Here is a 25,935-nt window from a genome sequence, read left to right on the forward strand (position 1 = left end):
CCGGGCCGGGTGGGGTTTACCACTCATTTGCACACCACACCCGCGCTGTTTTAAATCCCCCCCCCCCCCCCCCCCCGGATCCGGACCGGCGCCGGACGCGGAAAACCCCGCCCGGCGCGGTGCCGGGCGGGGTTGTCAGCACTCCCGGGGGAGTGGGCCCTGTGGGGCTCGAACCCACGACCCACGGATTAAAAGTCCGATGCTCTACCAGCTGAGCTAAAGGCCCGCCGCCTCCGAACCGGTTTCTCCAGCCCGGGCGACTTTTTAACTTTATCCCAAACACCCCCGGGGCGTTGCACCCGGACCCTCGCCGCGGGCCTTCCCTCTTCAACCGCACTACCTTCACCCGCACCACCTTCACCCACGCCACCGCGGTGTCCATCCTTCCAAAACGCTTGGTCTTCGGCTTCGAACGGCCTCCCGCAGCAGGAGTATCCTCATGTCATGGACGGCGACTACAACAACAAGAGCCCACGGCCGCACAAACCGAAGCCTTTCGCCCCGGTCGATTTCGAGATCTTCGCCGGCGGGATCGACCCGTCCAGGGTCTCCGAGGCCGCGCACATGGCGGCGCATGCGCTGGTGCACCACGGCCGGGAATCCGACGATCCCGAAGTGACCCGCCGGCTGGTCGAACTCGCCGACAAACAGGGCCTTGAGGCCGTCGCGGAGATGTGGGCGGAAAGCCCGGCGCGGTCACTGCCCGGGGCCCTGTGGCGCCTCTACGCCCTGCGCGCCGCGACGCAGAAGGACCCGGAGCGCATCGCCTCCTACTTCACCTCCGGCAAGGAGGTGGCCCAGGTTTCGAAAGTTGTCGCCGGCGTCGCCGAACCCCCGGGTGCCACCGAAATGACCGATATGGCCGACAAAATCCTCTCCGGTGCCTTCGAAGGGGATTTCGACGTCGCCCTCGAACGCTTCGCCGCCTTCTGCCGGGTGGTCGCGCTGGGGCAGGTAAACCATGCGGAGCAAGCCCACCATTCGAACGAGACCCACGCATCGAAACTGACGAAGAACTCGCACCGGCTGATCAAGACCGCCGAGGACCTTGAACACGCGGCGGCCGCCTGGCGGCGGGGGGAGCTTGACTAGGCGGGCGCAGGTCACGATGTTGACACCGGCGCACCGGAGTAGAAGACTGAAACCGGCGTCGGACCGTGGAACCCCCGGGCTTCAACACTCAGCCGCTTCGAGCGGCCTTCCGCCGAGAGGCGCTCCCGGTTCGACGCCATTACCGCGCCCAAACGCAGTGGGCCCCCCATTCGTTAGTTCTGCCGCCGTGCCTGAGACAGGGAAGCATCAGTGAAGTTACGCCTCTTCCCTCAGGAGAACGCAGGCCTCGAACTGCTTTCCCGCATGGCTCGGCAGCTCGTACTCGGGGTGGGCACCATGTCGGCGGTGCTCGGTGCTACAACCGAGGAGTACGACCGCCTGGCCGAGGAGATGCACCAGCACGAAGCGGTCTCGACCGACCTGCATTTCGCCCTGCTGACCTCGATGCGGACCTCGTTCGTGAACCCGCTCCCCCGCGAGGATCTCTACACCCTTTCGCGCCTGCTCAACGAAGCGATCGAGAAGCTCGACGGCGCCGCGGAGCTGATCGCTCTGTACAAGCTCAGCCGGCTCAGCCAGCGCGCGGCCGAACAGCTCGAGGTCATCAACCGGCAGGCGGAACTGACCGCCACCGCTATGCAGCGCCTCGACTCGATGGACGAACTCGAGGAGTACTGGATCGAGATCCTGCGCCTTGCCCGCCGGGCCGAACGCACCCACCGCAGCTGGTGCGCCGAACTGCTCGGGGAGCACAAGCCGCTGGCGTACGCCCGTCACCGCGACATCGCCAATCAGCTCGTCGAGGTGACGAAGGACATCCGCAAGGTCGCCACCCATGTGGGCAGCATCCTGGTCAAGGAATCCTAGGTGGAGCTCTTCCTGCTGACGGCCGTCATCGGATGCGCCGGCGGCTTTGCGTTCCTCAACGGCTTCCATGATGTGTCGAACTCGGTCGCGACGGCGGTGCGCACCCGTGCCCTGACCCCAACGATCGCGGTGCTGCTGGCGGCGGCGTTCAGCCTCGTTGGCGCACTGCTGAGCACGTCGCTGGCGCTGTTCCTCACCGACGCAGGGCTGCGCCTGCCGCCGGGCACCACGGGCCTGGGGATCCTGCTGGCGGGACTGCTCGGAGCCGGCTGCTGGGGCGTTTTCACCTGGTACCGGGGCAAGCCGTCGTCGTCGACCCATGCGCTGATCGGCGGAATCATCGGAGCCGGCGGCGCGTCGCAGCTGATGAACGGGGCGACCGTAACGGGTTCGGAGCGGGTCTTTTTCTTCCAGATCGTCCTGCCGCTGCTGCTCTCCCCCGTGGTGGCCTATCTCCTGGCGTACGCCCTGGTGTTCGCCGCGACCTGGGCGCTGCGGTATAACTCGCCCCGCCGGGTCAACCGGGGGAACCGGATGGCCCAGTCGGTCCTCGCGGGCGCCTTCGCGCTGGGCCACGGGCTCCAGGACGGGCAGCGCACCATGGCCGTCATTCTGCTGGCCCTTGTCGCCGCCGGAGCCTCAAGCGGCGCGCAGATGCCGTTGTGGGTCCAGTTGTTCGCCGCGGCGCTGCTGGCCTGCGGCTCGGCCTTCGGTGGCTGGCGCATCACCCACACGCTGGCCAACCGACTGGTGAGGATCGATCCGCTGCGCGGCATGAGCGCCCAGGGCGTGAGCACGGCCATGCTGTTCATCGGCGCCATCTCCCTGCAGGTACCGCTCTCGAGCACCCATACGATGACCTCGGCGATCGTCGGGGCCGGGGCGAACCAGCGGTTCGCCTCCGTGCGTGGAACCGAACTGGTGCGGATCCTCATCGTCTGGATTGCCACGGCCGCCGTCGCCGGCCTGCTGGGCGCCATCTTCTTCCTGGCCCTGAGCCCGCTGCTCTAGGCGCCGGCCCGCCCCTAGCGCTCATTCACTGATTAACCGCACCGGCCCCGCCGCCGTCCGGTGGTTTCCGGGCGGTCGGCGGGGCCGAGGGGCGGGCCGGGCCTATCCGAAGCGGCCAGAGACGTAGTCCTCGGTGGCCTTGACGGAAGGCTTGCTGAAGATCGTCGCGGTCTCGCCGTATTCGATGAGCTTGCCTGGCTTGCCGGTGCCGGCGATGTTGAAGAACGCGGTCTTGTCGGACACGCGGGCGGCCTGCTGCATGTTGTGGGTGACGATCACGACCGTGTAGTCGTTCTTGAGCTCGTTGATCAGGTCCTCGATGGCGAGGGTCGAGATGGGGTCGAGCGCCGAGCACGGCTCGTCCATCAGGATCACCTCGGGCGAGACGGCGATCGCCCGGGCGATGCACAGGCGCTGCTGCTGGCCGCCGGAGAGGCCCGAGCCCGGGCGGTCCAGTCGGTCCTTGACCTCGTTCCAGAGATTCGCACCGCTCAGGGACTTCTCGACCAGGTTATCGGCGTCGGACTTGCTGATCCGCTTGTTGTTGAGTTTCACCCCGGCCAGCACGTTGTCCCGGATGGACATGGTGGGGAACGGGTTGGGCCGCTGGAACACCATGCCGATCTGGCTCCGGACGGTCACCGGGTCAACATTCTGGTCGTACAGGTTGTCTCCGTCGAGGAGCACCTCGCCCTCGACCCGTGCGCCGGGGATGACCTCGTGCATGCGGTTCAGGGTGCGCAGGAAGGTCGACTTGCCGCAGCCGGAGGGGCCAATGAAGGCGGTGACCGAGCGGGGCTTGATTTCGATGTTGACGCCCTCCACAGCAAGGAACTTGCTGTAGTAGACATTGAGGTCCTTGACGTCGATTCGCTTGGACATGTTTTCCTTATTCGTTTTGCCGCGAAAGCTCAGCGGCTTGTCTTGGGGGCGAACATACGGGCGATCAGGCGGGCAGCGAGGTTCAGCAGCATCACCATCAGGATCAGCAGGAGCGCTGCCGCCCAGGCGCGCTGCGTGCTGGGGTCGGTGTTCGTGGGGGAGGTCGGCGTGAGGATCTGGTAGTAGATCAGGGTGGGCAGAGTGCTCATCCAGCCGCTGAAGACGTTCCAGTTGATTGCGCTGGCGAATCCCGCCGTCACAAGGATAGGCGCCGTTTCGCCGATCACGCGCGCGATGGCGAGGGTTACGCCGGAGGCGATACCGGAGATGGCGGTGGGGATGACGACCTTCGTGATGGTGCGCCACTTCCGCACGCCCAGGGCGTAGGCCGCCTCGCGCAGTTCGTTCGGAACGATCTTGAGCATTTCCTCGGTGGAGCGCACCACCACGGGGATCATCAGCACCGAGAGCGCGACGGCCGCCACGAAGCCCGTGCGGGTTCCGGGGCCGAACAGCAGCCCGAACAGGGCCGCGGCGAACAGGCCCGCGACGATCGAGGGGATGCCGGTCATCACGTCGACGAAAAAGGTGATGGCCCGGGTGAGCGGACCGCCCGTACCGTACTCGACGAGGTACACCGCGGCGAGCAGCCCGATGGGCACCGAGATCGCCGTCGCCCACAGGGTGATCTGCAGGGTGCCGACCACCGCGTGGTAGGCACCGCCGAGCACGGGTGTGCCGTCGGCGACCGAGGCGTTGTCAACGGCGCCGGTCACCCCGTTGAGCGAGGTGAACAGGAAGTCGTAGGAGATTCCGGGCAGGCCGCGCTCGAGCACGGTCCACAGCACCGACAGCAGCGGCAGGAGTGCGACGATGAAGGCCCCGTACACCAGGTAGGTGGCCAGCGAGTCGGTCGCCTTGCGTCCGCCTTCGACGACCGCGGTCACCGCGGTCGCGCCCAGGAGGAAGAACAGGGCGGAGAAGAGGCCCCAGGACACGGCACTGAAGCCCACGAGGGAGGCTGCGGCCGCCCCGAAGACCAGGGCTGCGCCGAGGACGAGCCATACGGCGTAGGAGGGCAGCTTCCCCTTGGTGAGGGAGGACTGCCGGCGGGCCAGGGTTGCGCTTGTCATTAGTTGGCCCCCGAGAATTCTTTGTGGCGGGTGATGATCCAGCGGGCCACCATGTTGACGGCCAGGGTAATGACGAACAACACGAGGCCGGCGGCGATGAGTTCGCTGAGCCTCAGCCCGAAGGCCTCGGGGAAGTTGAGTGCGATCTCGGCGGCAATGGTCTGGTTGCCCGAGGCGATGAGGCTTGCACTGAGCGCTCCGCCCGAAAGGACGAGGGCGACGGCCATGGTTTCACCGAGGGCACGGCCGAGGCCAAGCATCGCGGCGCTGATGATGCCGGGGCGGGCGAAGGGAAGAACCGCCATCCGGATCATCTCCCAGCGGGTGGCTCCCATGGCCAGCGCCGCCTCTTCGTGGAGGTTGGGGGTCTGGAGGAAGATCTCCCGGCTCAGGGAGGTGATGATGGGCAGCACCATGACGGCCAGGACGATTCCGGCGGTGAGCATTGTGCGTCCGGTCTGGCTGGCGGGGCCCCCGAAGATGGGAATCCAGCCGAGGTTCTCCGCAAGCCACGCGTAGCCCTTGGCCAGCTCCGGGGCGAGCACCGCGTAGCCCCACGCGCCGTACACCACTGAGGGGATCGCGGCGAGCAGGTCGATGACGTAGCCGAAGCCCTGCGCGAGGCGCCGGGGGGCGTAGTGGGAGATGAACAGCGCGACGCCGATCCCCAGCGGGGTGGCGATCAGCAGCGCGATGGCGGCGGCCACAATTGTCCCGATGACGATGGGGAAGATGTAGGTGAAGAACCCCGCCCCTCCGGTGATTTCGGCGGGGTCGGCGCTGGCCACGGGGAGCGCCTGCACCAGCAGGAACACCGCCACGCTGAAGAGGACGGCGAGGATGAGACAGCCGGCGGCGAGGGTGGCGCCGGAGAAAATCTTGTCTCCGGACTGGCCCGCGCCGCGGGTCTCGGTCAACGTAGTGGTGGACACTGCTAAACCCTTCGGAACTGTTTTGCTGGAGTGCACTCGATGTCTCGTCTAGTGCCTTGGATAGTGTTCATCGTTCCTCCGGCCAATACAAACCGGCCGCCCCAGCCGACCTGCCCGTGAACAGCGGAGTGCCCCGCCCGGCCGCGAGGCGACCGGACGGGGCATTCGGAAAGGGGCCTAGGAGGCAACGGTGATCGAATCGATCGCCGTCTGCGCCTGTTCGCGGAGGGTCTCGGAGATCGGCGCGTTCCCGGCCGATCCGGAGGCATCCTCCTGGCCCTGCTCGCTGACCGCGTACGAGGCGAAGGCCTTGACCAGGTCCACCGTCTCCTGGTCCTCATAGGTGGAGCAGTAGATGTGGTAGGACACCAGGACGACGGGGTAGGCGCCGGAGGCCTCGGTGTCACGCTCCAGTTCGAGGGACATGTCGACCTCGGAGCGGCCTTCAACCGGCGTCGCTGCCTCAACGGCGAGCGCGGCGGCCTCGGAGCTCAGTTCGACGTACTCCTCACCGACCAACACATGGACCTGTCCGAGATCCCCAACCGCGGAGGCGTCGGTGTAGGTGACCGCGCCTTCGGTGGAGGAGGCCGTGGAGACGACGCCGTTGGTGCCCTGGGCGTTCTCGGCGACGATGGCCGACGGCCACTCGCCGGAGGCTTCATCGGTCCATACTTCGGGAGCCGCCTGGGCGAGGTACTCGGTGAAGTTCTCGGTGGTGCCGGACTCGTCGCTGCGGTGCACGACGGTGACCGCAGTGCTGGGGAGCTCGACGCCCTCGTTCTGCGACGCGATCGCCTCGTCGTCCCAGGTTTCGATCTCGCCGCGGAAGATCGAGGCGATGGTGTCGGCGTCGAGGTTCAGCGACTCAATGCCGGGCAGGTTGAAGGCCACGGCGATCGGGGAGACGTAGGCGGGGATGTTGATCGCGCCGTCGGGACCGCAGATCTCCTTCGAGGCCTCGTACTCTTCGTCGTCGAGGGCGGCGTCCGACCCGGCGAACTGGACGCCCTCCGCCAGGAAGGCATCGCGGCCGGCGCCGGAGCCGTCGGGCGAGTACTGAACCGTGGCGCCGCTCTGGGCGGACTGGAAACCTGACTGCCAGGCCGTCATGGCGGCGTTCTGGGCGGACGAGCCGGCACCGGTCAGGGTGCCCGACACGGCGGCGGTGGACTCGGCGGGGCCGGCCTCACCTGCGGGGGCGTCCGTGGCATTGTCAGAGCCACACGCGGTCAGAGCCAGTGCGGCTACGGAAATAACCGCCGCTGCGCGGCCGAAGCGAAGAACCTTCACTTGATATTGCCCCTTCCAGGGTTTGAACGTCAGTGCGCAGGAGACACCCGGGAGGGGTGTACGCGTCCTTGTACATCCCTCACCGTAGGCAGGTCAGTTAACGAGACTGGCCCCAAAAGATGAACGGAAGGTGAACAAGGCGGGGACATTGGCCTCCTATGCGAAACTGAACCCATGCCCCGCCGAGGAATTTCCGCTGCCGCAGCCTTCCTGGGCAACCGGAGTCGCGTCGGATTCAAGCGCAGCTCCAACTCGGTCCTGATGGCCCTGCAGATTACGGTCTGCGCCGTGGGCGCCTACGCCTTCGCGGAGCAGGTGCTCGGCCACGACGGCCCCCTGTTCGCCGCGACCTCCTCGATGATCGCCCTCGGGTTTTCAAGCGATCCCCGCCTGCGCCGGGTGCTCGAGGTGGGGCTCGGATGCACCCTGGGCATCGCCCTGGGCGATGTGCTCCTCGCGCTGCTGGGGACCGGAATCTGGCAGGCGGCCATCGTCCTGTTCGTCTCGATCCTGCTGGCGCGGTTCCTCGACAGCGGCACCATCTTCACCACGCAGCTGGGCCTGCAGTCGCTGCTCGTCGTCCTCCTGCCCGCACCCGAGGGAGGGCCGTTCACCCGCAGCGCCGACGCCGTCGTCGGCGGGCTGTTTGCGCTGATCATCACGATGCTGGTGCCGCGGGATCCGCGCCGTGCGCCGAAGTCCGAGGTGCAGGACCTCCTGGAGGAGCTGGCCGCGGTGCTTCGCGAGAATGCGGACGCCCTCTCCCGCAGCGACTCGACCCTGGCCTGGCATGCCCTGGTGCGCGCCCGGAACACCCAGCCACCCTTGGACGCGCTGATGAAGAGCCTGCGGGCAGCCCAGGAGGTCGCCCTGATCTCCCCGGCCCAGCGCCGGCACCGCGGCGAACTGGGCTCCCTTGAGCGTTCCATCGAGGCGATCGACCTCGCGGTGCGCAACAGCCGCGTCTTTTCGCGGCGGCTGACCTCCGTGATCAACCACGCCGCGCTGAGCGATGAGGCCATCGCCTCCCTGAGCCAGGCCCTTGAGGACACTGCCGATGCCGTCACCGTGCTCGCCCGGGGCCTTGCCGGCTCCCACCCGGCCGAGCGGCGGTTGAACCTCCGCTCCGCCCGCAACGACCTCGCGGCGGTCGCCACCCAGCTCCACCCGGCCAGGCTGAACGTGTCGCGGCTCGAGGGTGAGGGGCTGATCCTGTTGTTCCGCCCCCTGGTCGTAGACCTCCTGCAGGCGTCAGGGCTGTCCCACGACGAGGCGGCGGGGTACCTCCCCCGGCTCTGACGCGGAGGTGGTGCCGGCTCGAATGTCCGGGGGCGCCGCTAGGCTGAGGGGATGGCAACAAAGACTGCAGCCGCGCGCTCCGGACGCGGCACGACCCCCACCTACCGGTGTGCCGAGTGCGGCTGGACGACGGCGAAGTGGGTCGGCCGGTGCGGTGAGTGCCAGGCCTGGGGCACGGTCGAGGAGACCGGCCAGCCGGTGGCGCGCACGACGGCGGCGGCGGTGGTCACCCAGGTGGCCAAGCGCATCGCCGACGTCGACGCCACAACCGCCGCCTTCCAGGCCACGCGCATCGACGAGCTGGATCGGGTGCTCGGCGGCGGGCTTGTTCCCGGGGCCGTCATCCTGCTGGCCGGTGAACCCGGAGTGGGCAAGTCCACCCTGCTGCTTGACGTCGCGGCCCGGGTGGCCCGGCTGGGACGGGATGTCCTCTATGTCACCGGCGAGGAGTCAGCTGCACAGGTGAAGCTGCGCGCCGAGCGGATTGCGGCCGTCGCCGATACCCTCTACCTCAGCGCCGAGACCGACCTGGGCCAGGCGCTGGGCCAGGTCGAGAAGATCCGCCCGGCTCTGCTGATCGTCGACTCGGTGCAGACCCTCAGCAGCGCGGCCGTCGACGGTTCCGCCGGAGGCGTGACGCAGGTGCGTGAGGTGGCCGCATCCCTGATCAATGCCGCCAAGTCGACGAATATGACCACTCTGCTGGTGGGCCATGTCACCAAGGACGGCTCGATCGCTGGGCCGCGCCTCCTCGAACACCTCGTGGACGTTGTGTGCCAGTTCGAGGGTGAGCGGCACTCGCGCCTGAGGCTGCTGCGGGCGGTGAAGAACCGGTACGGCCCAACCGACGAGGTCGGCTGCTTCGACCTGACGGACGCGGGTATCGAGGGGCTCGCCGACCCGAGCGGCCTTTTCGTCTCGCGGACCAAGGACCCGGTTTCGGGAACCTGCATCACCGTCACCCTCGAGGGGCGGCGACCGCTGCTCGCCGAGGTCCAGGCGCTGCTGGCCGAGTCGGCGAATGCGCAGCCGCGGCGGGCCACCAGCGGTCTTGACAGTGCACGGGTGGCCATGCTGTTGGCCGTGCTTCAGCAGCGCGCCTCACTCAGCCTGTCCAAGGACGACAGCTATGTGGCGACGGTCGGAGGGGTGAAACTCTCCGAGCCGGCCACCGATCTCGCCGTCGCGCTGGCCGTGGCGTCGGCCAAGACCAACCAGCCGCTGCCGGCCCGGCTGATCGCCTTCGGGGAGGTCGGGCTGGCCGGCGAGGTGCGGCCGGTGCCGGGAATCTCGCGGCGGATCCACGAGGCCGAACGGCTCGGCTTCACTCACGCCGTGGTCCCGGCCTCCCCCAACGGGCCCGGGCCGGTCCCCAAGGGCTTCACCGTGCGTGAGGTCTCAACCCTCACCGAGGCACTGGCACTGATCTTCTAGACCGGTCCGGCCGCGCCGCTTCTCCGGATTCTTCCGCCGCGCCCCGGGTCCCCGGAGGTGCGCCGGGGGCGGCGGGAACCGGCCGCAGGCAGACACCGACACCGGAAAATCCGGGCGCGCCCACTAGTATTGTGATCGGCTGCGTGGAATGTCCGTGTCCGCCTCGGCCCGGCGCCACTTCCCGGGCCACCCCACCACGCGGTCCCCAACGGCGCGCGGACGCTGAAAGGATGGCACGATGCCCCGTAGCCCCGAGGACGCCCTCAAGGCCACCCTGGCCCGGGTCGCACCCGGAACGCAGCTGCGCGACGGACTCGAACGGATCCTCCGCGGCCGGACCGGTGCGCTGATCGTCCTGGGCTTCGACCGGACCATCGACTCCATCTGCTCCGGCGGCTTCGACATCGGCATCGACTTCTCCCCGACCCGCCTGCGCGAGCTCGCGAAGATGGACGGGGCCATCGTCTGCGACCGGGATGCAAGCAATATCCTGAGGGCCGCCGTCCAGCTCGTCCCGGACAGCAACATTCCGACCCAGGAGTCGGGCACCCGCCACCGGACCGCCGAGCGGGTGGCGATCCAGACCGGCGTCCCGGTGATTTCCGTCAGCCAGTCGATGCAGATCATTGCCCTGTATGTGAACGGGCTGAGGCACGTCCTCGAAGGGTCGGAGCCGGTGCTCGCCCGCGCCAACCAGGCCCTGGCAACCCTCGAGCGGTACCGTGCCCGCCTCGACCAGGTCACCAACTCCCTGTCGGCCCTGGAGATCGAGGCAATGGTCACAGTGCGGGACGTCGCCATCACCCTGCAGCGCCAGGAGATGGTCAGGCGGATCTCGGAAGAGATCTCCCAGTATGTCCTTGAACTAGGGGTGGATGGACGCCTGCTGTCGCTGCAGGTGGAGGAACTCACCACGGGCCTCGGGCCGGGCAGTGAAATGGTCCTGCGCGACTACATGGATCCCAGCAGCAACGGCACGTCCCCCGAGGAGCGGGTGGGCACCCTCCAGAATTTCAGTTCCACCGACCTGATCGACCTCGGAACAATCGCCAGCGTCCTCGGGTTCAACCCCTCGACCGATTCCCTCGACGCCGTCGTCCAGCCCAAGGGATACCGGCTGCTCTCGGGCATCAAGGCTGTGCCGCCCGCCGTAGCGACCCGGCTCGTCGAGCACTTCGACGGCCTCCAGAACCTGATGGCCGCCAATATCGAGGACCTAATGGCCGTCGACGGCATCGGTGAACAGCGGGCCCGCACCGTGCGCGAGGGCCTTTCCCGGATCGCCGAGACGTCGCTGCTCGACCGGTTCATGTAGCCGGCCGGCGAGTAGCCAGCCGCGGTCGGGCTACTCGAGGACGAAGGTGGCCGGAGGGCTGGTCCGGCTTCCGAGTTTAGTGGTCAGAGTATAGGTGCCGGGGCCGGGCGCCGCCTCGACGGCCTCGCATCCGGGCATGCTGCGGATCCGGTCCCAGGTGAAGGACGCCTTTTCCTCAGCACCGGGGACGACGTCCTTCATCAGGTCCTCCGAGCCGTCCTGGCAGTCGACGGATGAGAAGATCCGGTCCGAGGCGCTCGTGACCTGGAACTCCATCTGTGAGGTGCCGACATTGACCTTGCACGGTGCGTCGCCGTCATTGCGGACCACCAGGGTGAAGGCGGGTTTCTGCTCCCGCCCGTACGTCTTCGCGTCGGTGACCGCCTCGACGGACACCGACTTCTCGTCGCACTTCGCCGCGGGCGCGGGTTTGGGCGGTGGCGCGGAGGCCGTCTCCTGGGCTGCCGGGGCGGAATCGGCCTCCGCCGCCGGGGTGTTCCCGGCGAGGGCGTCGGCGACGAACTTCGCCCCGACCGCCAGCCCAGCGATCACGAGCAGTGCCAGAATTGCGGCCACCAGCCGCCGTCTGCGGTAAACGGCCGGGCTTGGTCGGCGCGGCGGGTACCCGGAGCTTCCGGAAAGGCGCTGACTGCCTGCTGATTCCATGGTCCAAGGCTAGGGATTCGGTGCGGATTGCCGGAGGCACCACGCCGGTCAGTAGAGTAGGAAGAATTGTTCTCAGGAGTTCGAATGTTTTCTCGGCGGGACCTCCCAGCCCTGCACCGGTCCGTCATTGAGTGGTTTGATTCAGCCGCCCGGGACCTTCCCTGGCGCAGCCCGGACCGTTCCGCGTGGGGTGTGCTTGTCAGCGAGGTGATGCTGCAGCAGACGCCCGTGGTGCGGGTCCTGCCCGTCTGGAACGAGTGGATGAGCCGCTGGCCCTCCGCCGCGGACCTCGCAGCCGCGGCCCCCGGTGAGGCGGTGCGGCACTGGGGACGGCTCGGATACCCGCGGCGCGCCCTGCGCCTGCACGCGGCGGCCGCGGCTATGGTCGACCGCCACGGCGGGGCCGTCCCGGGAACGTACGGGGAACTGCTGGCCCTGCCCGGAGTGGGAAGCTATACAGCCGCCGCGGTGGCGGCCTTCGCGTTCGGGCAGCGCGAAACTGTCGTGGACACCAATATCCGCCGCGTGCACGCCCGCGCCGTCACCGGCAACGCCCTGCCCGCGCGCTCCCTGACGGCAGCGGAAATGCGCCTCGCCGCCGACCTGCTCCCGGCGGAGCCCACCGAGTCGGTGCGCTGGAACGCCGCGGTGATGGAACTCGGGGCGCTCGTGTGCACTGCGCGGAGCCCGGCGTGTGAGCAGTGCCCGGTCCGGACCGCCTGTGCCTGGCTTGAAGCTGGCCGCCCTGCCGCCGAGTATGTTCCGAAAGGCCAGGCTTGGGCGGGAACCGACCGCCAGGTCCGCGGGGCGGTCCTGGCGGTGCTGCGCGAGGCCGAGGGCCCGGTGGTTCGCGACGTGCTGCTGAGCGGGCCCGTCGACCTCGGGCTGGGCGGGGAGGGCCGCCTGTCCGCCGCGCTCTCCCGGCTGCACGGGCTGGGGGCACCCGAGGAACAGCGCGGGCGTGCCCTTGCGGGCCTGCTCGACGACGGCCTGGCCGAGGAGACAGCAGCCGGAATCCAGCTGCCCACGTAGGAACTCCCGGCGCCGGCCGCTCCCGACGCAGCCGGCCCTGACGCAGCCTGTCCCGATCCCGTGCGTCCTAGCCCTGCCCGTCCTGGTTCATTTCGCCGAACCCGCCCTCCACGGCCGCTCCGATCAGTTCGATGGCCGCCTCGGCGTCCGGTCCCACCGCCTGGGCGCTCACCGTCTTGCCCTTGCCCAGCCCAAGGCTCATCAGGAGCATCACCGACTTGCCGTCGATGCCGTTGACGGTGACCTCCGCATCGAGGTCGGCCAGGCCCCGGGCAAGGACCGCGGCAGGACGGGCGTGGAGGCCCATGTCGTTGGGGAGGACCCAGGATCCGCTGGCCGACGGCCCCTGCGGAGCCGGGGCCTTGGCGGTTCCAGGTGCGGCGGCCGACCGGCTCACGAAGGGTTCGAGGGCCTCGGGCCGGATGGAGACAACGGCCTCCTCGGCCGCGCGCAGGACTTCCTCGATCGAGCCGCCCGCCTGCGCCTGCACCGCTGCTGCAACCGCCCCCTCGACGAGGGCTGCACTGGCGAGGCGCACCGTGGCGCGCTCGTCCTCGTCGAGGAACTCGAGCGCCATTTCGGCGGTCATCACGGCCGAACCGAGGTCGGTGAGGATGACCACCCCGTCCCCCTGCCCGGCTTTCGTGATGGCGTCCGCCACCTTTTCGAAGCTTGTCCCGATCCGTGCCGCACCGCCGTCGGCGTCGGTTCCCCCGGCCGGGACCAGGCGGACGTCCGCGGCCATCTGGGCGGCGAGCTCGCACACCCCCTCCGCGATCTTCGCGCTGTGGGAGACGATGACCAGCCCAACGCTCATCCGGGCTCCCCGGCGGCCTCGGCAGCGGCGGCGAGGATCAGGGCCGTCGACACAGCCCCGGGGTCGCGGTGGCCCGCGCTGCGCTCCCCGAGGTAGCTGGCCCGGCCCTTGCGTGCCACCAGCGGATCGGTGGCCACGGCACCGGCCTGCGCAGCGTTGGCGGCCGCGGCGAGGACCGCGCCCGCCCCGGCACCGGCGGAGGCCGCCGTCGCCGCCGCCTCCACCGCCGGGGTCCACGCGTCGATCATCGTCTTGTCCCCGCTTTCGGCCTTGCCGCGGGCCACGATTCCGTCCCGGGCGGCCGAAAGCATGGCCACCACGGCGTCGGGCTGTGCCTCCGCGGCGTCGCCGAGGGAGGTCGCTGCGCGCAGCAGTGCCGTACCGTACAACGGCCCGGATGCTCCGCCGACCGTTGACATCAGGGTCATCGCCGCGGCCTTGAGCACCTCGGCCGGGGTAGCCGGCAGCGGGCCGGCGTCGAGCTTGGCGACGACCGCGGCGAAGCCCCGATCCATGTTCTCGCCGTGGTCGGCGTCACCGATCGCGCGGTCGAGCTCCATCAGCTGCGTCCGGTTTTCGGCGACAGCGCGCGCGGCGGCGCGCAGCCACTCCTGAGCCCATCCGGCGTCGAGCGCCACGCCTAGACCCCCCACCGCAGGGCGGCGGTGGACACCGGGGAGTCCCACAGGGTGATCATCTCGTCATCGAGCTTCAGCACCGTCAGCGAGGCGCCTTCCATCTCGAGGGCGGTGATGTAGTTGCCCACGAGGGACCGCTCCACGGTGACCCCGCGCTCCTTCAGGAGGGCGACGGCCTTGCGGTAGACGATGTAGAGCTCACTGGCGGGGCTTCCGCCCATGCCGTTGACCATCAGCAGGACCCGGTCCCCCGAGCCGAGGTGGAGGTCGGCCGTGATCGGCTCGAGCAGGCGCGTGGTGATGCCGTCGGCGTTCTCCATGGCGATGCGGTGCCGGCCGGGTTCGCCGTGGATTCCGATGCCGATCTCGATCTCATCCTCGGCGAGGTCGAAGCTGGGAACCCCGGCGTGGGGTACGGTGCTCGGTGCGAGCGCCGCGCCCATGGAGCGCACATTGTCGATCACGCGCTGCGCCACCGCGGTGACGGCCTCGAGGTCATCTCCGCGTTCGGCCGCGGCTCCGGCGATGCGCTCGACGAAGACCGTCCCGCCGACCCCGCGGCGCCCGGCGGTGTAGAGGGAGTCCTCGACCGCGACGTCGTCATTGACGAGCACGGAGCGGACCTCAACGCCTTCGGCTGCTGCGAGTTCGGCGGCCGTCTCGAAGTTCAGGACGTCGCCGGTGTAGTTCTTGACGATGTGGAGTACGCCGGCCCCACCGTTCACGGCTGTAGTCGCGGGGAGGATCTGGTCGGGCGTCGGCGAGGTGAACACCGCCCCGGGCACTGCGGCGTCGAGCATCCCGCGCCCCACGTACCCGGCGTGGAGGGGCTCGTGGCCGCTGCCTCCGCCCGAGACCAGGCCCACCTTGCCTTGGACGGGCGCGTCCTTGCGCACGACGAAGAGGGGATCGGTATGGACGGTGACCAGATCGGCGTGGGCGAGGCCGAAGCCCTCCACGGACTCGTTGACGACGGCCTTGGGGTCATTGATGAGCTTTTTCACGAAGGTACGCTCCTTCTCGGCTGGGCGAGGTTTCGGCCCGGCTGCCCCCTGTGGACCGCACCGGCCACGATGAACGATACCCGGTGGCAGGGCCCATTCCTATAGCGGTTTTTCTCCATCCCTGCCGTGAGATGCGGTTAAACAACCGCGGGAGAGGCCCCTTTGCTGGGCGCTCTCCCTTGGCTGGGCCGGATGCTGCGATCCGGGCCGTGCAGTTCTTTAGCGGTCGCCCTTCTTGAAGGCGTCCTTAATGTTTTCGCCGGCATCCTTCAGGCTTGCCTTGGTCTGGTCCTTGTGGCCTTCGGCCTCGAGGCTCTGGTCGCCCGTCGCCTTACCGAGACCTTCCTTGATCTTGCCACCGAGGCCTTCGCCCTTGTTTCCGACCTTGTCATCCAGTCCCATGATTAGACTCCTTTTCTCTCGGCATTCGGGCCCCGGTTTCGGGAAACCCAACCGCACCGCGAGCGATGCTAAGCACTCTTACTATATCGGGGTGGAGCCGCCCTGACCACCTCCAGCCGGCGGGAACCGCCTAGAGCATGCGGATCATGCGCGTGTTTCCCAGGGTATTCGGCTTCACCCGGGCCAGGTCGAGGAACTCCGCCACGCCTTCGTCATGGGAGCGCAGGAGCTGCGAATACACCTCCGGGTCCACCGGCGACTGGTCCTTCATTACCTCAAAGCCGCGCTTGCGGAAAAACTCGACCTCGAAGGTGAGGCAGAAGACCCGCCGAACCCCGAGGTCAGTGGCATCGGCGAGGAGCCGCTCCACCAGGGCCGTTCCCACGCCGCGGCCCTTCACCGATTCGGCGGTGGCGAGGGTGCGCACCTCGGCGAGGTCCTCCCACATCACGTGGAGCGCCCCGCAGCCCACCACCGTGCCGTCGGGGTCTTCCGCGATACGGAACTCCTGGAGACCCTCGTAGTAGGCCACTGTCTCCTTGGCCACCAGGACCCGCTCGTCGGCCAGCGGCGCCACCAGGGCGCGGATGGCGGCGACGTCGGAGGTGCGGGCGGGACGGATGCGGAAGGACGGGCTCACCCGCACCAGTCTACAAAGCGGCAGGCACACCGGAGACTGCTGCGGCCGGCGCCGGCATGCGAAAGGCCCGCCCCGGTTTCCCGGGGCGGGCCTTTCGGTACTGCGGTGTGTTACTCGGGGACGGTCGCCTCGATAGCGGGCGGGGCGTCCTCGATGGCCTTCGGCTCGCCGTGGCCGACGAAGGTGAACTTCGCGTCGACGCCTTCGCCTTCGACGTCGACCTCCACCCGCTCCCCCGACTTGAGGTCGCCGAACAGGATCTTCTCGGACAGCTGGTCCTCGATCTCACGCTGGATGGTGCGGCGCAGCGGCCGGGCACCCATCGCGGGGTCGTAACCGCGCGTCGCCAGCAGCACCTTGGCCGCAGGCGTCAGCTCGATCGTCATGCCCTTGTCCGCCATGCGCTTGCCGAGGCGCTCGAGGAACAGGTCCACGATCTCCACGATCTCGCTCTGGGTGAGCTGCGGGAACACGACGGTGTCGTCGACACGGTTGAGGAACTCGGGCCGGAAGTGCTGCTTGAGCTCCTCGGTGACCTTCGCCTTCATCCGGTTGTAGCTGGTGTTGGTATCGGTGCCCGACTGGAAGCCGGTCATGACGCCCTTGGAGATGTCGCGGGTTCCAAGGTTCGTGGTCATGATGATCACGGTGTTCTTGAAGTCCACCATGCGGCCCTGGCTGTCGGTCAGGCGGCCGTCCTCAAGGATCTGCAGCAGCGAGTTGAAGAGATCGGCGTGCGCCTTCTCCACCTCGTCGAACAGCACCACGGAGAACGGCTTGCGGCGGACCTTCTCGGTCAGCTGCCCGCCCTCTTCGTATCCGACGTAGCCCGGAGGGGCGCCGAAGAGGCGCGAGACCGTGTGCTTCTCGGAGTACTCGGACATGTCGAGGGTGATCAGGGCATCCTCGTCGCCGAAGAGGAACTCGGCGAGCGCCTTGGCCAGCTCCGTCTTACCGACGCCGGTGGGACCGGCGAAGATGAAGGAACCGCCCGGACGCTTGGGATCCTTGAGGCCGGCCCGCGTACGGCGGATGGCCTGGGAGATCGCCTTGATCGCCTCGTTCTGGCCGATGACCCGCTTGTGCAGCTCATCTTCCATGTGCAGCAGGCGTGAGGACTCGGCTTCGGTGAGCTTGAAGACCGGGATGCCCGTGGAGTTCGCGAGCACTTCGGCGATCAGTTCCTCGTCGACCTCGGCGATGTCGTCGAGTCCGCCCGACTTCCAGCGGCGTTCCTTGTCGGCGCGCTGGTCGTGGAGCTTCTGCTCCTTGTCGCGCAGCGACGCGGCACCCTCGAAGTCCTGGGCGTCGATCGCCGATTCCTTCTCGCGGCGCACGTCGGCGATCCGGTCGTCGATCTCCTTGAGCTCCGGCGGGGCTGTCATCCTGCGGATGCGCAGCCGGGCGCCGGCCTCGTCGATCAGGTCGATCGCCTTATCCGGAAGGAACCGGTCGGAGATGTACCGCTCGGCGAGGGTCGCAGCGGAGGCAAGGGCGCCGTCGGTGATCGAGACACGGTGGTGTGCCTCGTACCGGTCGCGCAGCCCCTTGAGGATTTCGATCGCCAGGGCCACGGAGGGCTCGGCGACCTGGATCGGCTGGAACCTGCGCTCGAGGGCGGCGTCCTTCTCGATGTGCTTGCGGTACTCATCGAGCGTGGTGGCGCCGATGGTCTGCAGCTCGCCGCGGGCGAGCATGGGCTTCAGGATCGATGCCGCATCGATGGCGCCCTCGGCGGCACCCGCACCCACAAGGGTGTGGATCTCGTCGATGAACAGGATGATGTCGCCGCGGGTGCGGATCTCCTTGAGCACCTTCTTCAGCCGCTCTTCGAAGTCGCCGCGGTACCGGGAGCCGGCCACGAGCGACCCGAGGTCAAGCGTGTAGAGCTGCTTGTCGCGGATCGTCTCCGGGACGTCCCCGCGGACGATCGCCTGGGCGAGGCCCTCCACGACGGCGGTCTTGCCGACGCCGGGCTCACCGATCAGCACCGGGTTGTTCTTGGTGCGCCGGGACAGGACCTGCATGACGCGCTCCATCTCCTTCTCGCGCCCGATCACCGGGTCGAGTTTGGATTCACGCGCGGCCTGGGTGAGATTACGCCCAAACTGGTCGAGCACGACGGAACCCGCAGGGGTTCCCTCCTGCTGCTGGCCGCCGGCAGCAGCCGGCTCCTTGCCCTGGTAGCCCGACAGCAGCTGGATGACCTGCTGGCGGACCCGGTTGAGGTCGGCCCCGAGCTTCACCAGGACCTGCGCGGCAACGCCCTCACCCTCGCGGATGAGGCCGAGCAGGATGTGCTCCGTGCCGATGTAGTTGTGGCCAAGCTGCAGCGCTTCCCGCAGGGAAAGCTCAAGCACCTTCTTGGCGCGGGGGGTGAAGGGGATATGGCCGGACGGGGCCTGCTGGCCCTGTCCGATAATCTCCTGGACCTGCTCTCGCACAGCACCCAGGGAAATGCTGAGTGATTCCAAAGCCTTGGCGGCAACACCCTCACCCTCATGGATGAGGCCAAGCAGGATGTGCTCGGTGCCGATGTAGTTATGGTTGAGCATGCGGGCCTCTTCCTGGGCCAACACGACAACTCGACGGGCACGATCTGTAAATCTCTCAAACATGAGACACACTCCTAGCTAACGCGTAACTCGATGCTACGTGTACCCGCACAGGAATTGGGGCGTGTTCGCCACAGGCGAGAATATGCGCGGAACGGCCCGGTCAACGCTGGGCGGCGCGGTACGCCTCCACGATTTCGCTGTTCACGCGGCCCCGGGCGGATACGTTGTATCCGTTTTCCTTCGCCCATTCACGGATCTGTGCCGCTTCCTGGTTCCGGGCGGGGGCGGCACTGGCGCGCTGCTGCTTGGACGAGCTGCTGCGCCGGGCCGAGGAGATGTAGGTTCCCAGCGCCGAACGAAGTTCCTTGGCGTGGGCCTCCGAGAGGTCGATCTCGTACTGGACTCCGTCGAGTCCGAATCGGACGGTTTCGTCGGCCTCGCCGCCGTCTACGTCGTCAATGAGGATGATTTTCACTTTCTGCGCCACCATGAGCTCCTGAATTAGTGCGTGTATGCGAATATCCCCTAATTAGATTATGGGGCACGCTCAGGATGCCGTCAAAACATTACTTCGCTGAATTAGTTCCATCGATATCCGGCCCGGAGTCCGGACCGCTGGTTTCAGTTGGTTCATCTCGGGAACGATCTTCCTCCCCGTGAAGTTCCCGGGCCCGGGACATCGCTTCCCGCTCGGACCGGTCAGCATTGAGGATGGTACGCATCACAAAGTAAAAAAGAACGGCGAGGGTGGCCGACGGCAGCAGCACTTCGAGGTATTCCATGGGCTCAGCCCGCTTCCGGCTTCAAAAGGGGAAAGAGGATGGATTCCCGAATTCCGGTATTTGTGAAAAGCATCACGAGGCGGTCGATGCCGAGCCCGATGCCGCCCATGGGCGGGGCACCGTACTCGAGGGCGCGCAGGAAGTCCTCGTCGAGCTGCATGGCCTCCTCGTCGCCTGCCGCGGCCCGGCGCGACTGCTCGGTGAGCCGCTCGCGCTGGATCACCGGGTCGATCAGCTCCGAGAAGGCGGTGCCGCGTTCCATGCCGCCGATGATCAGGTCCCACGCCTCGATCAGGCGCGGGTTGCTCCGGTGGGGCCGGGCGAGCGGCTGGGCAGACGGCGGGTAGTCGTACACGAAGGTGGGCTGGATCAGGGTCGGCTCGACGAGTTCCGAGAACAGCTCGAGGACAAGCTTTTCGGCATCCCAGGCCGGGTCGACTGACACTCCACGCTCGTCGGCGACGCGCGTGAGGACCGCCGCTTCGGTCTCCGGCGTGATCTCCTGCCCCAGAACCTCCGACAACCCGGGGTAGACCCCGAGCCACTTCCACTCGCCGTCGAGGTCAATGGTGCCCTGGGGTGTTTCGATGGTGCGCATCCCCAGGACGTCGGCGCAATTCAGAATCATTTCCTTCATCCGCTCGGCCATTCCGAACTGGTCGGTGTAGGCCTCGTAGGATTCGAGCATGGTGAATTCGGGGCTGTGCGTCGAATCGACGCCCTCATTCCGGAAAATCCGGCCGATCTCGTACACGCGGTCAATTCCGCCCACGACCGCTCTTTTGAGATAAAGCTCGAGCGCGATGCGGAGGGTCATATTCTGGTCGAAGGCGTTCAGGTGGGTTTCGAACGGCCGCGCGGTCGCCCCGCCGTGGACCAGCTGGACAATCGGAGTTTCGACTTCGATGTAATCGTTGGCGTGCAGGGTTTCGCGCAGGGAGCGGGTGATCGCAGCGCGGGTGCGGACCATGCTGCGGGCTTCCTCGCGGACCATCAGGTCGACGTAGCGCTGGCGGACCCGGGTTTCCTCGTTGACTCCGGCGTGAAGGGTGGGCAGCGGGCGCAGCGCCTTGGATGCCATGGCCCAACTCTCTGCCATCACCGAAAGTTCGCCGCGCCGCGAGCTGACGACCTCGCCGGCGACCTGCACGTGGTCCCCGAGGTCGACCAGTGCCTTCCACTCGGCGAGCTGCTCCTCACCGACGACGGCGAGGCTGAGCATCACCTGCAGCCGGGTTCCGTCGCCCTCCTGCAGGGTCGCGAAGGCGAGCTTGCCGGTGTTGCGGATGAAGACGACCCGCCCCACCACTGAGACCCGGGTGCCGGTGGCCTCATCGGGTTCAAGGCCCGGGAACGCCGCACGGATCTCGGCGAGCGAGTGGGTGCGTTCCGGCTTGACCGGATAGGGCTCCCTGCCGCTTTCGATCAGGCGGGCACGCTTCTCGAGGCGGATCCGCATCTGCTCGGTGAAGTCGTCGGCGGAGAGGCCATCGGTGGTGGGGTTTTCTTTCGTCACGGTAGCCAAGTTTACGGGGTCCGGTAATCCCCGGATTTCACCCGCCGTCCAGTTCCATATTGTCGATGAGCCGCACCGGACCCACCCGGGCGGCGATGAGCGCCAGACCGGTCCCCGTGAACGGAGTGTTGGCGCAGGGAAAGGCGAGCGGCTCGAGGCTGAGCGGGTCGACGACCTCGAGGTACTCAAGGTTCACGGCGGGCACGCTGGCGATCATCGCCAGCACCGTGTCTGGGTCGAGGGGCTCGTTCCGCTCCGCCCGTTCCCTCAGCATGCCCAGGGCACGCTGCAGCACGAGGGCGGCCTCGCGTTCGGCTGCCGAGAGGAAGCGGTTGCGGCTCGACAGGGCCAGGCCGTCGGCGTCCCTCACCGTGGGCACGCCGACGATCTCGACCGGGAAATTGAGGTCGCGCACCATGCGCTTCACGAGCGCCAGCTGCTGGGCATCCTTCCGGCCGAAGTAGGCGCGGTAGTCGGCGGCGGCGTCGGGGGCACCGAGGTTCAGGAGCTTCGCCACGACGGTGAGCATGCCGTCGAAGTGCCCCGGCCGGAACGCCCCTTCAAGTTTCTCCCCGAGGGCGCCTGCCTGCAGCCGGACCTGCGGGGGGCCGTCGGGGTAGACCTCCTCGGCGGCCGGAGCGAACACCAGGTCCACCCCCTGGGCGCCCAGCAGTTCGAGGTCGGCCTCCAGGGTGCGGGGGTAGCGGTCCAGGTCTGCCTGTTCGCCGAACTGCAGCGGGTTGACGAAGATCGTGACCACGACGACGTCGTTCTCGGCGCGGGCCGCCGCGGCCAGGGCCGCGTGGCCCGCGTGGAGCGCGCCCATCGTCGGCACCAGTCCCAGCGACGGGCGCCGCGTGGCCCCGCCCTGGCCGTTCTCCGCGGCCCGGTGGAGCAGGTCGGCGCCGGCGCTGCGGAGGTCGCCGGCCGTCGTGACGAGCCGTGGAGTGCCCGGGGTCGTCTCGGTCATCGGTCGTCCTCGGTGGGGGCCGGTTCAAGGGCTGCGAGCACGGCTGCTCCCTGTTCGGCGCTGAGCAGGCCCCGGTCGAGTGCGCGCAGGGTGGTGGCCCGGGCCATGTCGCGGTAGGCAAGGGCGACGTCGGCCGCGTCGTGACGGGCCAGGGCGGTGGTGTGGGTTCGTACGGTCTCCACGTCGCCGCGGGCGACCGGGCCGGTCAGGGCCGACTCCCCCGAGCTCAGCGCGTTCTCGAGGGAGGCCTTCATGAGCGGGCCGAGCATCCGGTCGGGGCGCTGCACGCCGAGGTCGCTGAGAAGCTGCGCGGACTGCGACGCCAGGGTGACGAGGTGGTTTGAGGCATGGGCCAGCGCCGCGTGGTAGAGCGGCCGGCTCTCCTCCTCGATGATCACCGGCTCCGCGCCCATCTCCACGACGAGGGCCTGGGCGATCGGCAGGACCGCCGCGGGCGCGGTGATGCCGAAGGTGCACTCGGGGAGGCGTCCGAGGTCGAGGCTGAGTCCGGTGAACGTCATGGCCGGATGGATGGCCAACGGGATGGCGCCGGCCCGGCGGGCCGGGGCGAGGACCTCGGTGCCGGAGCGGCCGGAGGTGTGGACCACGAGCTGTCCGGGCTGCCAGACCCCCAGGCGTGCCAGGCCTTCGACGAGTCCGGGGAGGGCGTCGTCGGGCACGGCAAGGAGCACCAGTTCGGCCCGTTCCACGATGACGGGAATGTCGAGGATGGGCACCCCTGGCAGGAGGGTTTCCGCGCGTTCCCGGCTCGCTTCGGAGACCGCGGACACTCCGACCACGGCGTGTCCGGCGGTGCGCAGGGCGGCGCCGAGGACCGCGCCGACCCTGCCGGCCCCGATGACGCCCACCCCGAGGCGGCCGGGTCTGCGTGAGGCTTCAGCGTTGTTCATGGCTACCGGGTCCCTCCGGGATTTGTCGCCTGTCCGGTGAATTAAGCGGTGGATTCAGCGGTGGCTGGTCGGGCGCTACCTGGTCATGCGGCGGCTGGTCGTGCAGCGGCTGGTCGGGCGCTACCTGGTCATGCGGCGGCTGGTCGTGCAGCGGCTGGTCGGGCGGCGGCTGGTCGTGCGGCGGCTCGTGCGGCGATGAGCCGGGGCCTGACGGCTCCTGCGTCTCGATGGGGGGCGGGCCGTAGCTGGGCGGCGGAGGCATGACGGCGCCGGAGGGCTGCTGGATGGGCCTCATCCACTGCTCGGGGATGCTCCGCCGGCGCGCCTCGGCAGCACGCCGGGCCTGCCCCGAGAACAGTTCGAGCGCCGCGGTTTCGTCGATGTGGCTCAGGGAGGGCGCGACCGGACCGGGCGTCGTCTGCAGCTGCAGCTCCATCACCCGAAGGGCGCGCTCAAGGGGGCCCTGGTGAAGGGACAGCGACTGCGTCCGCTCGTGGGGCACGACGGCGAGCCTGCGGTGGAAGTACCCCGAGCGGACGAGCAGCGCCGTGCCGGTCACGGCGAAGCCGCTGCGCCGCCAGGTCAGCGGTGCAAGCCACCGGGCGCGCCGCGGCGCCGTGGTGAAGCCCTCGGCCGCCCCCGAGGCGTCAAGGCCGGCGGAGAAGACCTCCAACGGGCGCACAGTGCCGGGGTCAGGAAGGACGAGCGCGAGGATGGAGAACACCTCGGCGCGGGTTCCGACGGGCAGCAGCGTGGCCCGTGCCTGTCCCTCGCCCGGGGCGCCGGCCCCGTACCCGGCCACATTGGCGTTGATCCGGTACCAGCCCTTGAGCCGCCAGAGCAACGGCTGGTCGATTCCGACGGCCTGGACCCGGCCCGGGGGGACGGTCTGCGCCCGGGTGTCGAGCAGGCCGTACCGGACCCGGATGCCGTCGGGTGAGAGGGCGGCCCGGAAGTTGTAGCCGGAGTTGAGCGCGCTCCAGTACGCGCCGGCGACGCCCAGCGCCATGGGGATGAGGGTCGGTGCGGCGAACGGTGTGCGGAACACCACTGTCACGGTGGCGACGACGATCACCGCGGCCAGGAGCAGCACGGTGGTGCCCGAGAGCAGGACCGCGCCGATCACCCGGCTGGACGGCACCGCGACGACCTCGCGCTCGGGCGCCTCGGCGATGCCGCCGAAGGCATCGGGGGCCACCGCGGCGCCGGAGGCCCGGGCGAGGATGGTGGCCCGGAGCTGCTGGGCCTCGGAGAGGCGGAGGAAGGCCAGGCGGACCGCCGATTCGCCGGCATCGGCCACCTCAAACTTCAGCTCTGCCAGTCCGAAGATGCGGGCGAGGAAGGGCTGGACAACGTCGATCGCCTGGACGCGGTCGAGGCGGGCCTGCCGGTTCTGCCGAAACAGGACGCCCGAATTGACGCGCACGTACTCGGCAGTGACCTGGTAGCGGGTGAAGTACCAGGACACGAGGAACCCGAGCGCGATCAGGACGACGATGCCCAGGATGAGCGCGATGGTCAGCCCGATCCCAATGGCACCCGGCAGCCCTTCCCGGGCACCGGGGCCGAAGAGGCCTTCAAACCAGTCCCTGCCGAAGAAGAACGCAATGGCGGCAAGCGCGATCCAGCCGCGGACCAGCGGGGAGATCACCGAGACCCGGCGCCAGCTGTCGTCGACCGTCACCGGCGCCGGCGGGGCGCCCGGCAGGAGCCCGCCCGCCGGATCCGCCCCGTCGCGGGGCGGGCCGGGGTACGGCGTTCCAGGGTGCGGGTCCGGGACGCTCACAGACCCGCCAGCCGTGCTTCCCCGCGGCTTGAAAGCTGCTCGCGGAGTCGAGCTCCCTCGGTGGCGGGGAGGCCCGGGATGGCGGCGTTGGTGGCCGGGGACGCCGTGTGGAGTTTGAGGGTGCACAACCCGAATGCGCGCTCGAGGGGACCCACGGCGACGTCGACGTACTGCATGCGGCCGTAGGGGACCACCAGGGTGCGCTGGAAGATGACGCCGCTGCGGATCAGCAGGTCGTCGTCGCGCTCCGCATACCCGAGGGCGCGCACCTGGCGGGGAAGCAGCAGCACCCTCCACACGCTGATGAGGAGCACGACGGCCGGCAGGGCAATGGCGATGGCCAACGGCGGGAAGTCCGGCCACACCCCGGCGAGCCGGAGGATCAGTGGGATGCTGAAGATCAGCAGGTAGATCACCGACCCGACGAACCAGCCGATCAGGCGCACCCGGAGGTACTTGGGCGATACCCTGGACCAGACAATGCCTTCGGGGTCGATCGGTTCCCTACGCATACTCTCCCTCGCTTGTTCCCGGGGTGCCGGCACCGCCCTCATCCTCGGGCGGGATCCTGCAGAACCCCTCGACGACCAGGCCGACGACGACCATGACGATACCGCCGGCCATCAGGGCGAGGGTCCCCCACGCCGGTCCCAAAGTATCGCGTACGGCCAGCAGGGAGAGCTGGTCGACGAAAATGCCTGCATGCCAGCCGAGGCTCAGGGCGCCCGCGTAGGCGGTCGCCTGGGCCAGCACCAGGGTGCGGGCCGCAAGGATGGGGTTCAATTCACGGTCCCGTTTGCCGTTGCGCCACCGCAGCACCCGCACGCCGAACACGAGCGTCACGGCGATGATCAGCGCGACTGTGAGCAGCGAACTCAGGTGGAGTGAAGGGGTGGGGTAGCCGTTGCGGCCCGCCCAGAAGTTGACGGTCCATCCCAGAAAGCCGGAGACGATGCCGATGCCAAGCAGCCAACTGAACCGAATGCTCATCATG

Annotated in this window: 26 protein-coding genes and 1 tRNA gene; 7 read left to right on the forward strand and 20 right to left on the reverse strand. The window is 68.5% G+C overall.

Features of this window, described 5'->3' with window-relative positions; translation table 11 throughout:
* Nucleotides 1-153 precede the first annotated feature (153 nt).
* A tRNA-Lys gene (locus GVV77_RS06195) sits at nt 154-226 on the reverse strand.
* A 218-nt stretch (nt 227-444) separates the two neighbouring features.
* Between GVV77_RS06195 and GVV77_RS06200 the strand changes: the two genes are divergently transcribed.
* The 3 genes from GVV77_RS06200 (at nt 445) to GVV77_RS06210 (ending at nt 2,931) form a co-directional block, all read left to right on the forward strand.
* Nucleotides 445-1,092 carry a hypothetical protein gene (locus GVV77_RS06200; protein WP_159617291.1) on the forward strand — a complete coding sequence of 216 codons (648 nt, stop codon included), beginning with the start codon at nt 445-447 and terminating at the stop codon, nt 1,090-1,092.
* A 210-nt stretch (nt 1,093-1,302) separates the two neighbouring features.
* The gene (locus GVV77_RS06205) at nt 1,303-1,920 is read left to right on the forward strand and encodes a DUF47 domain-containing protein (RefSeq protein WP_120165818.1); all 618 of its coding nucleotides are present in this window, start codon (nt 1,303-1,305) and stop codon (nt 1,918-1,920) included.
* A complete protein-coding gene (locus GVV77_RS06210; protein ID WP_159617292.1) occupies nt 1,921-2,931 on the forward strand; it encodes an inorganic phosphate transporter in 1,011 nt (336 codons plus the stop codon).
* A gap of 102 nt (nt 2,932-3,033) precedes the next feature.
* Here GVV77_RS06210 and pstB read toward each other — a convergent pair whose 3' ends face one another.
* From pstB to pstS, 4 genes are all read right to left on the reverse strand, one after another.
* Nucleotides 3,034-3,813: a phosphate ABC transporter ATP-binding protein PstB gene (gene pstB / locus GVV77_RS06215; protein ID WP_120165820.1), complete on the reverse strand. Its 780-nt coding sequence runs from the start codon at nt 3,811-3,813 to the stop codon at nt 3,034-3,036.
* 29 nt (nt 3,814-3,842) lie between these two features.
* Nucleotides 3,843-4,946: a phosphate ABC transporter permease PstA gene (pstA, locus tag GVV77_RS06220; RefSeq protein ID WP_159617293.1), complete on the reverse strand. Its 1,104-nt coding sequence runs from the start codon at nt 4,944-4,946 to the stop codon at nt 3,843-3,845.
* A complete protein-coding gene (gene pstC / locus GVV77_RS06225; RefSeq protein ID WP_159617294.1) occupies nt 4,946-5,878 on the reverse strand; it encodes a phosphate ABC transporter permease subunit PstC in 933 nt (310 codons plus the stop codon). Before pstC ends, pstA begins: the two co-directional genes overlap by 1 nt.
* Nucleotides 5,879-6,055: 177 nt before the next feature.
* Complete coding sequence (gene pstS, locus GVV77_RS06230; protein ID WP_159617295.1) at nt 6,056-7,171, reverse strand: phosphate ABC transporter substrate-binding protein PstS; 1,116 nt, start codon at nt 7,169-7,171, stop codon at nt 6,056-6,058.
* 174 nt (nt 7,172-7,345) lie between these two features.
* Here pstS and GVV77_RS06235 point away from each other — a divergent pair, with 174 nt between their 5' ends.
* The 3 genes from GVV77_RS06235 (at nt 7,346) to disA (ending at nt 11,219) form a co-directional block, all read left to right on the forward strand.
* Nucleotides 7,346-8,470, forward strand: a complete 1,125-nt coding sequence (locus GVV77_RS06235; RefSeq protein WP_159617296.1) for an FUSC family protein — start codon at nt 7,346-7,348, stop codon at nt 8,468-8,470.
* 51 nt (nt 8,471-8,521) lie between these two features.
* Nucleotides 8,522-9,904 (forward strand): DNA repair protein RadA, encoded by a 1,383-nt coding sequence (radA, locus tag GVV77_RS06240; protein ID WP_159617297.1) that lies wholly within the window; start codon nt 8,522-8,524, stop codon nt 9,902-9,904.
* Between the two features lie 238 nt (nt 9,905-10,142).
* Complete coding sequence (gene disA / locus GVV77_RS06245; protein WP_159617298.1) at nt 10,143-11,219, forward strand: DNA integrity scanning diadenylate cyclase DisA; 1,077 nt, start codon at nt 10,143-10,145, stop codon at nt 11,217-11,219.
* 30 nt (nt 11,220-11,249) lie between these two features.
* Here disA and GVV77_RS06250 read toward each other — a convergent pair whose 3' ends face one another.
* Nucleotides 11,250-11,795: a hypothetical protein gene (locus GVV77_RS06250; RefSeq protein WP_246199671.1), complete on the reverse strand. Its 546-nt coding sequence runs from the start codon at nt 11,793-11,795 to the stop codon at nt 11,250-11,252.
* 174 nt (nt 11,796-11,969) lie between these two features.
* On the opposite strand from GVV77_RS06250, the gene GVV77_RS06255 reads away from it, so the two are divergent.
* Entirely contained in the window at nt 11,970-12,917 is a 948-nt protein-coding gene (locus GVV77_RS06255) for an HhH-GPD family protein (RefSeq protein ID WP_159617300.1), read from the forward strand.
* Nucleotides 12,918-12,984: 67 nt separating this feature from the next.
* On the opposite strand, the gene dhaM is transcribed toward GVV77_RS06255, so the two are convergent.
* From dhaM to GVV77_RS06325, 14 genes are all read right to left on the reverse strand, one after another.
* Nucleotides 12,985-13,734, reverse strand: coding sequence for a dihydroxyacetone kinase phosphoryl donor subunit DhaM (gene dhaM, locus GVV77_RS06260; RefSeq protein ID WP_159617301.1), 750 nt, complete (start codon nt 13,732-13,734; stop codon nt 12,985-12,987).
* The gene (gene dhaL, locus GVV77_RS06265; RefSeq protein WP_159617302.1) at nt 13,731-14,372 is read right to left on the reverse strand and encodes a dihydroxyacetone kinase subunit DhaL; all 642 of its coding nucleotides are present in this window, start codon (nt 14,370-14,372) and stop codon (nt 13,731-13,733) included. Before dhaL ends, dhaM begins: the two co-directional genes overlap by 4 nt.
* Nucleotides 14,373-14,374: 2 nt before the next feature.
* Complete coding sequence (dhaK, locus tag GVV77_RS06270; RefSeq protein WP_159617303.1) at nt 14,375-15,376, reverse strand: dihydroxyacetone kinase subunit DhaK; 1,002 nt, start codon at nt 15,374-15,376, stop codon at nt 14,375-14,377.
* A 219-nt stretch (nt 15,377-15,595) separates the two neighbouring features.
* A complete protein-coding gene (locus tag GVV77_RS06275) occupies nt 15,596-15,778 on the reverse strand; it encodes a CsbD family protein (RefSeq protein WP_159617304.1) in 183 nt (60 codons plus the stop codon).
* A 130-nt stretch (nt 15,779-15,908) separates the two neighbouring features.
* The gene (locus GVV77_RS06280) at nt 15,909-16,418 is read right to left on the reverse strand and encodes an amino-acid N-acetyltransferase (protein ID WP_159617305.1); all 510 of its coding nucleotides are present in this window, start codon (nt 16,416-16,418) and stop codon (nt 15,909-15,911) included.
* Nucleotides 16,419-16,528: 110 nt separating this feature from the next.
* Entirely contained in the window at nt 16,529-19,036 is a 2,508-nt protein-coding gene (locus tag GVV77_RS06285) for an ATP-dependent Clp protease ATP-binding subunit (RefSeq protein WP_120165834.1), read from the reverse strand.
* 100 nt (nt 19,037-19,136) lie between these two features.
* On the reverse strand, nt 19,137-19,463 hold the full coding sequence (locus GVV77_RS06290) for a histone-like nucleoid-structuring protein Lsr2 (RefSeq protein ID WP_120166428.1): 327 nt from the start codon (nt 19,461-19,463) through the stop codon (nt 19,137-19,139).
* A 79-nt stretch (nt 19,464-19,542) separates the two neighbouring features.
* Complete coding sequence (locus tag GVV77_RS06295) at nt 19,543-19,758, reverse strand: hypothetical protein (protein WP_159617306.1); 216 nt, start codon at nt 19,756-19,758, stop codon at nt 19,543-19,545.
* A 4-nt stretch (nt 19,759-19,762) separates the two neighbouring features.
* Entirely contained in the window at nt 19,763-21,217 is a 1,455-nt protein-coding gene (gene lysS / locus GVV77_RS06300) for a lysine--tRNA ligase (protein ID WP_159617493.1), read from the reverse strand.
* Nucleotides 21,218-21,311: 94 nt separating this feature from the next.
* Nucleotides 21,312-22,244, reverse strand: a complete 933-nt coding sequence (panC, locus tag GVV77_RS06305; protein WP_159617307.1) for a pantoate--beta-alanine ligase — start codon at nt 22,242-22,244, stop codon at nt 21,312-21,314.
* A complete protein-coding gene (locus tag GVV77_RS06310) occupies nt 22,241-23,155 on the reverse strand; it encodes a Rossmann-like and DUF2520 domain-containing protein (RefSeq protein ID WP_159617308.1) in 915 nt (304 codons plus the stop codon). Before GVV77_RS06310 ends, panC begins: the two co-directional genes overlap by 4 nt.
* The gene (locus GVV77_RS06315) at nt 23,142-24,941 is read right to left on the reverse strand and encodes a PH domain-containing protein (protein WP_246199672.1); all 1,800 of its coding nucleotides are present in this window, start codon (nt 24,939-24,941) and stop codon (nt 23,142-23,144) included. The genes GVV77_RS06310 and GVV77_RS06315 overlap by 14 nt, the downstream gene beginning before the upstream one ends.
* Nucleotides 24,938-25,453, reverse strand: a complete 516-nt coding sequence (locus GVV77_RS06320; protein WP_159617309.1) for a PH domain-containing protein — start codon at nt 25,451-25,453, stop codon at nt 24,938-24,940. The genes GVV77_RS06315 and GVV77_RS06320 overlap by 4 nt, the downstream gene beginning before the upstream one ends.
* Nucleotides 25,446-25,934: a DUF3180 domain-containing protein gene (locus tag GVV77_RS06325; RefSeq protein WP_159617310.1), complete on the reverse strand. Its 489-nt coding sequence runs from the start codon at nt 25,932-25,934 to the stop codon at nt 25,446-25,448. Before GVV77_RS06325 ends, GVV77_RS06320 begins: the two co-directional genes overlap by 8 nt.
* Nucleotide 25,935 lies beyond the last annotated feature (1 nt).

The sequence above is a fragment of the Arthrobacter zhaoguopingii genome, assembly GCF_009828605.1.
Classification (GTDB): Bacteria; Actinomycetota; Actinomycetes; order Actinomycetales; family Micrococcaceae; genus Arthrobacter_D; species Arthrobacter_D zhaoguopingii.

What these genes read in the sequence shown, in the direction of transcription:
- GVV77_RS06200 (WP_159617291.1), top strand. Translation starts at nt 445, where the DNA reads ATGGACGGCGACTACAACAACAAGAGCCCACGGCCGCACAAACCGAAG.
- pstB (WP_120165820.1), bottom strand. Translation starts at nt 3,813, where the DNA reads ATGTCCAAGCGAATCGACGTCAAGGACCTCAATGTCTACTACAGCAAG.
- pstA (WP_159617293.1), bottom strand. Translation starts at nt 4,946, where the DNA reads ATGACAAGCGCAACCCTGGCCCGCCGGCAGTCCTCCCTCACCAAGGGG.
- GVV77_RS06235 (WP_159617296.1), top strand. Translation starts at nt 7,346, where the DNA reads ATGCCCCGCCGAGGAATTTCCGCTGCCGCAGCCTTCCTGGGCAACCGG.
- radA (WP_159617297.1), top strand. Translation starts at nt 8,522, where the DNA reads ATGGCAACAAAGACTGCAGCCGCGCGCTCCGGACGCGGCACGACCCCC.
- disA (WP_159617298.1), top strand. Translation starts at nt 10,143, where the DNA reads ATGCCCCGTAGCCCCGAGGACGCCCTCAAGGCCACCCTGGCCCGGGTC.
- GVV77_RS06255 (WP_159617300.1), top strand. Translation starts at nt 11,970, where the DNA reads ATGTTTTCTCGGCGGGACCTCCCAGCCCTGCACCGGTCCGTCATTGAG.
- dhaM (WP_159617301.1), bottom strand. Translation starts at nt 13,734, where the DNA reads ATGAGCGTTGGGCTGGTCATCGTCTCCCACAGCGCGAAGATCGCGGAG.
- GVV77_RS06275 (WP_159617304.1), bottom strand. Translation starts at nt 15,778, where the DNA reads ATGGGACTGGATGACAAGGTCGGAAACAAGGGCGAAGGCCTCGGTGGC.
- GVV77_RS06285 (WP_120165834.1), bottom strand. Translation starts at nt 19,036, where the DNA reads ATGTTTGAGAGATTTACAGATCGTGCCCGTCGAGTTGTCGTGTTGGCC.
- GVV77_RS06295 (WP_159617306.1), bottom strand. Translation starts at nt 19,758, where the DNA reads ATGGAATACCTCGAAGTGCTGCTGCCGTCGGCCACCCTCGCCGTTCTT.
- lysS (WP_159617493.1), bottom strand. Translation starts at nt 21,217, where the DNA reads ATGCGGATCCGCCTCGAGAAGCGTGCCCGCCTGATCGAAAGCGGCAGG.
- panC (WP_159617307.1), bottom strand. Translation starts at nt 22,244, where the DNA reads ATGACCGAGACGACCCCGGGCACTCCACGGCTCGTCACGACGGCCGGC.
- GVV77_RS06310 (WP_159617308.1), bottom strand. Translation starts at nt 23,155, where the DNA reads ATGAACAACGCTGAAGCCTCACGCAGACCCGGCCGCCTCGGGGTGGGC.
- GVV77_RS06320 (WP_159617309.1), bottom strand. Translation starts at nt 25,453, where the DNA reads ATGCGTAGGGAACCGATCGACCCCGAAGGCATTGTCTGGTCCAGGGTA.
- GVV77_RS06325 (WP_159617310.1), bottom strand. Translation starts at nt 25,934, where the DNA reads ATGATGAGCATTCGGTTCAGTTGGCTGCTTGGCATCGGCATCGTCTCC.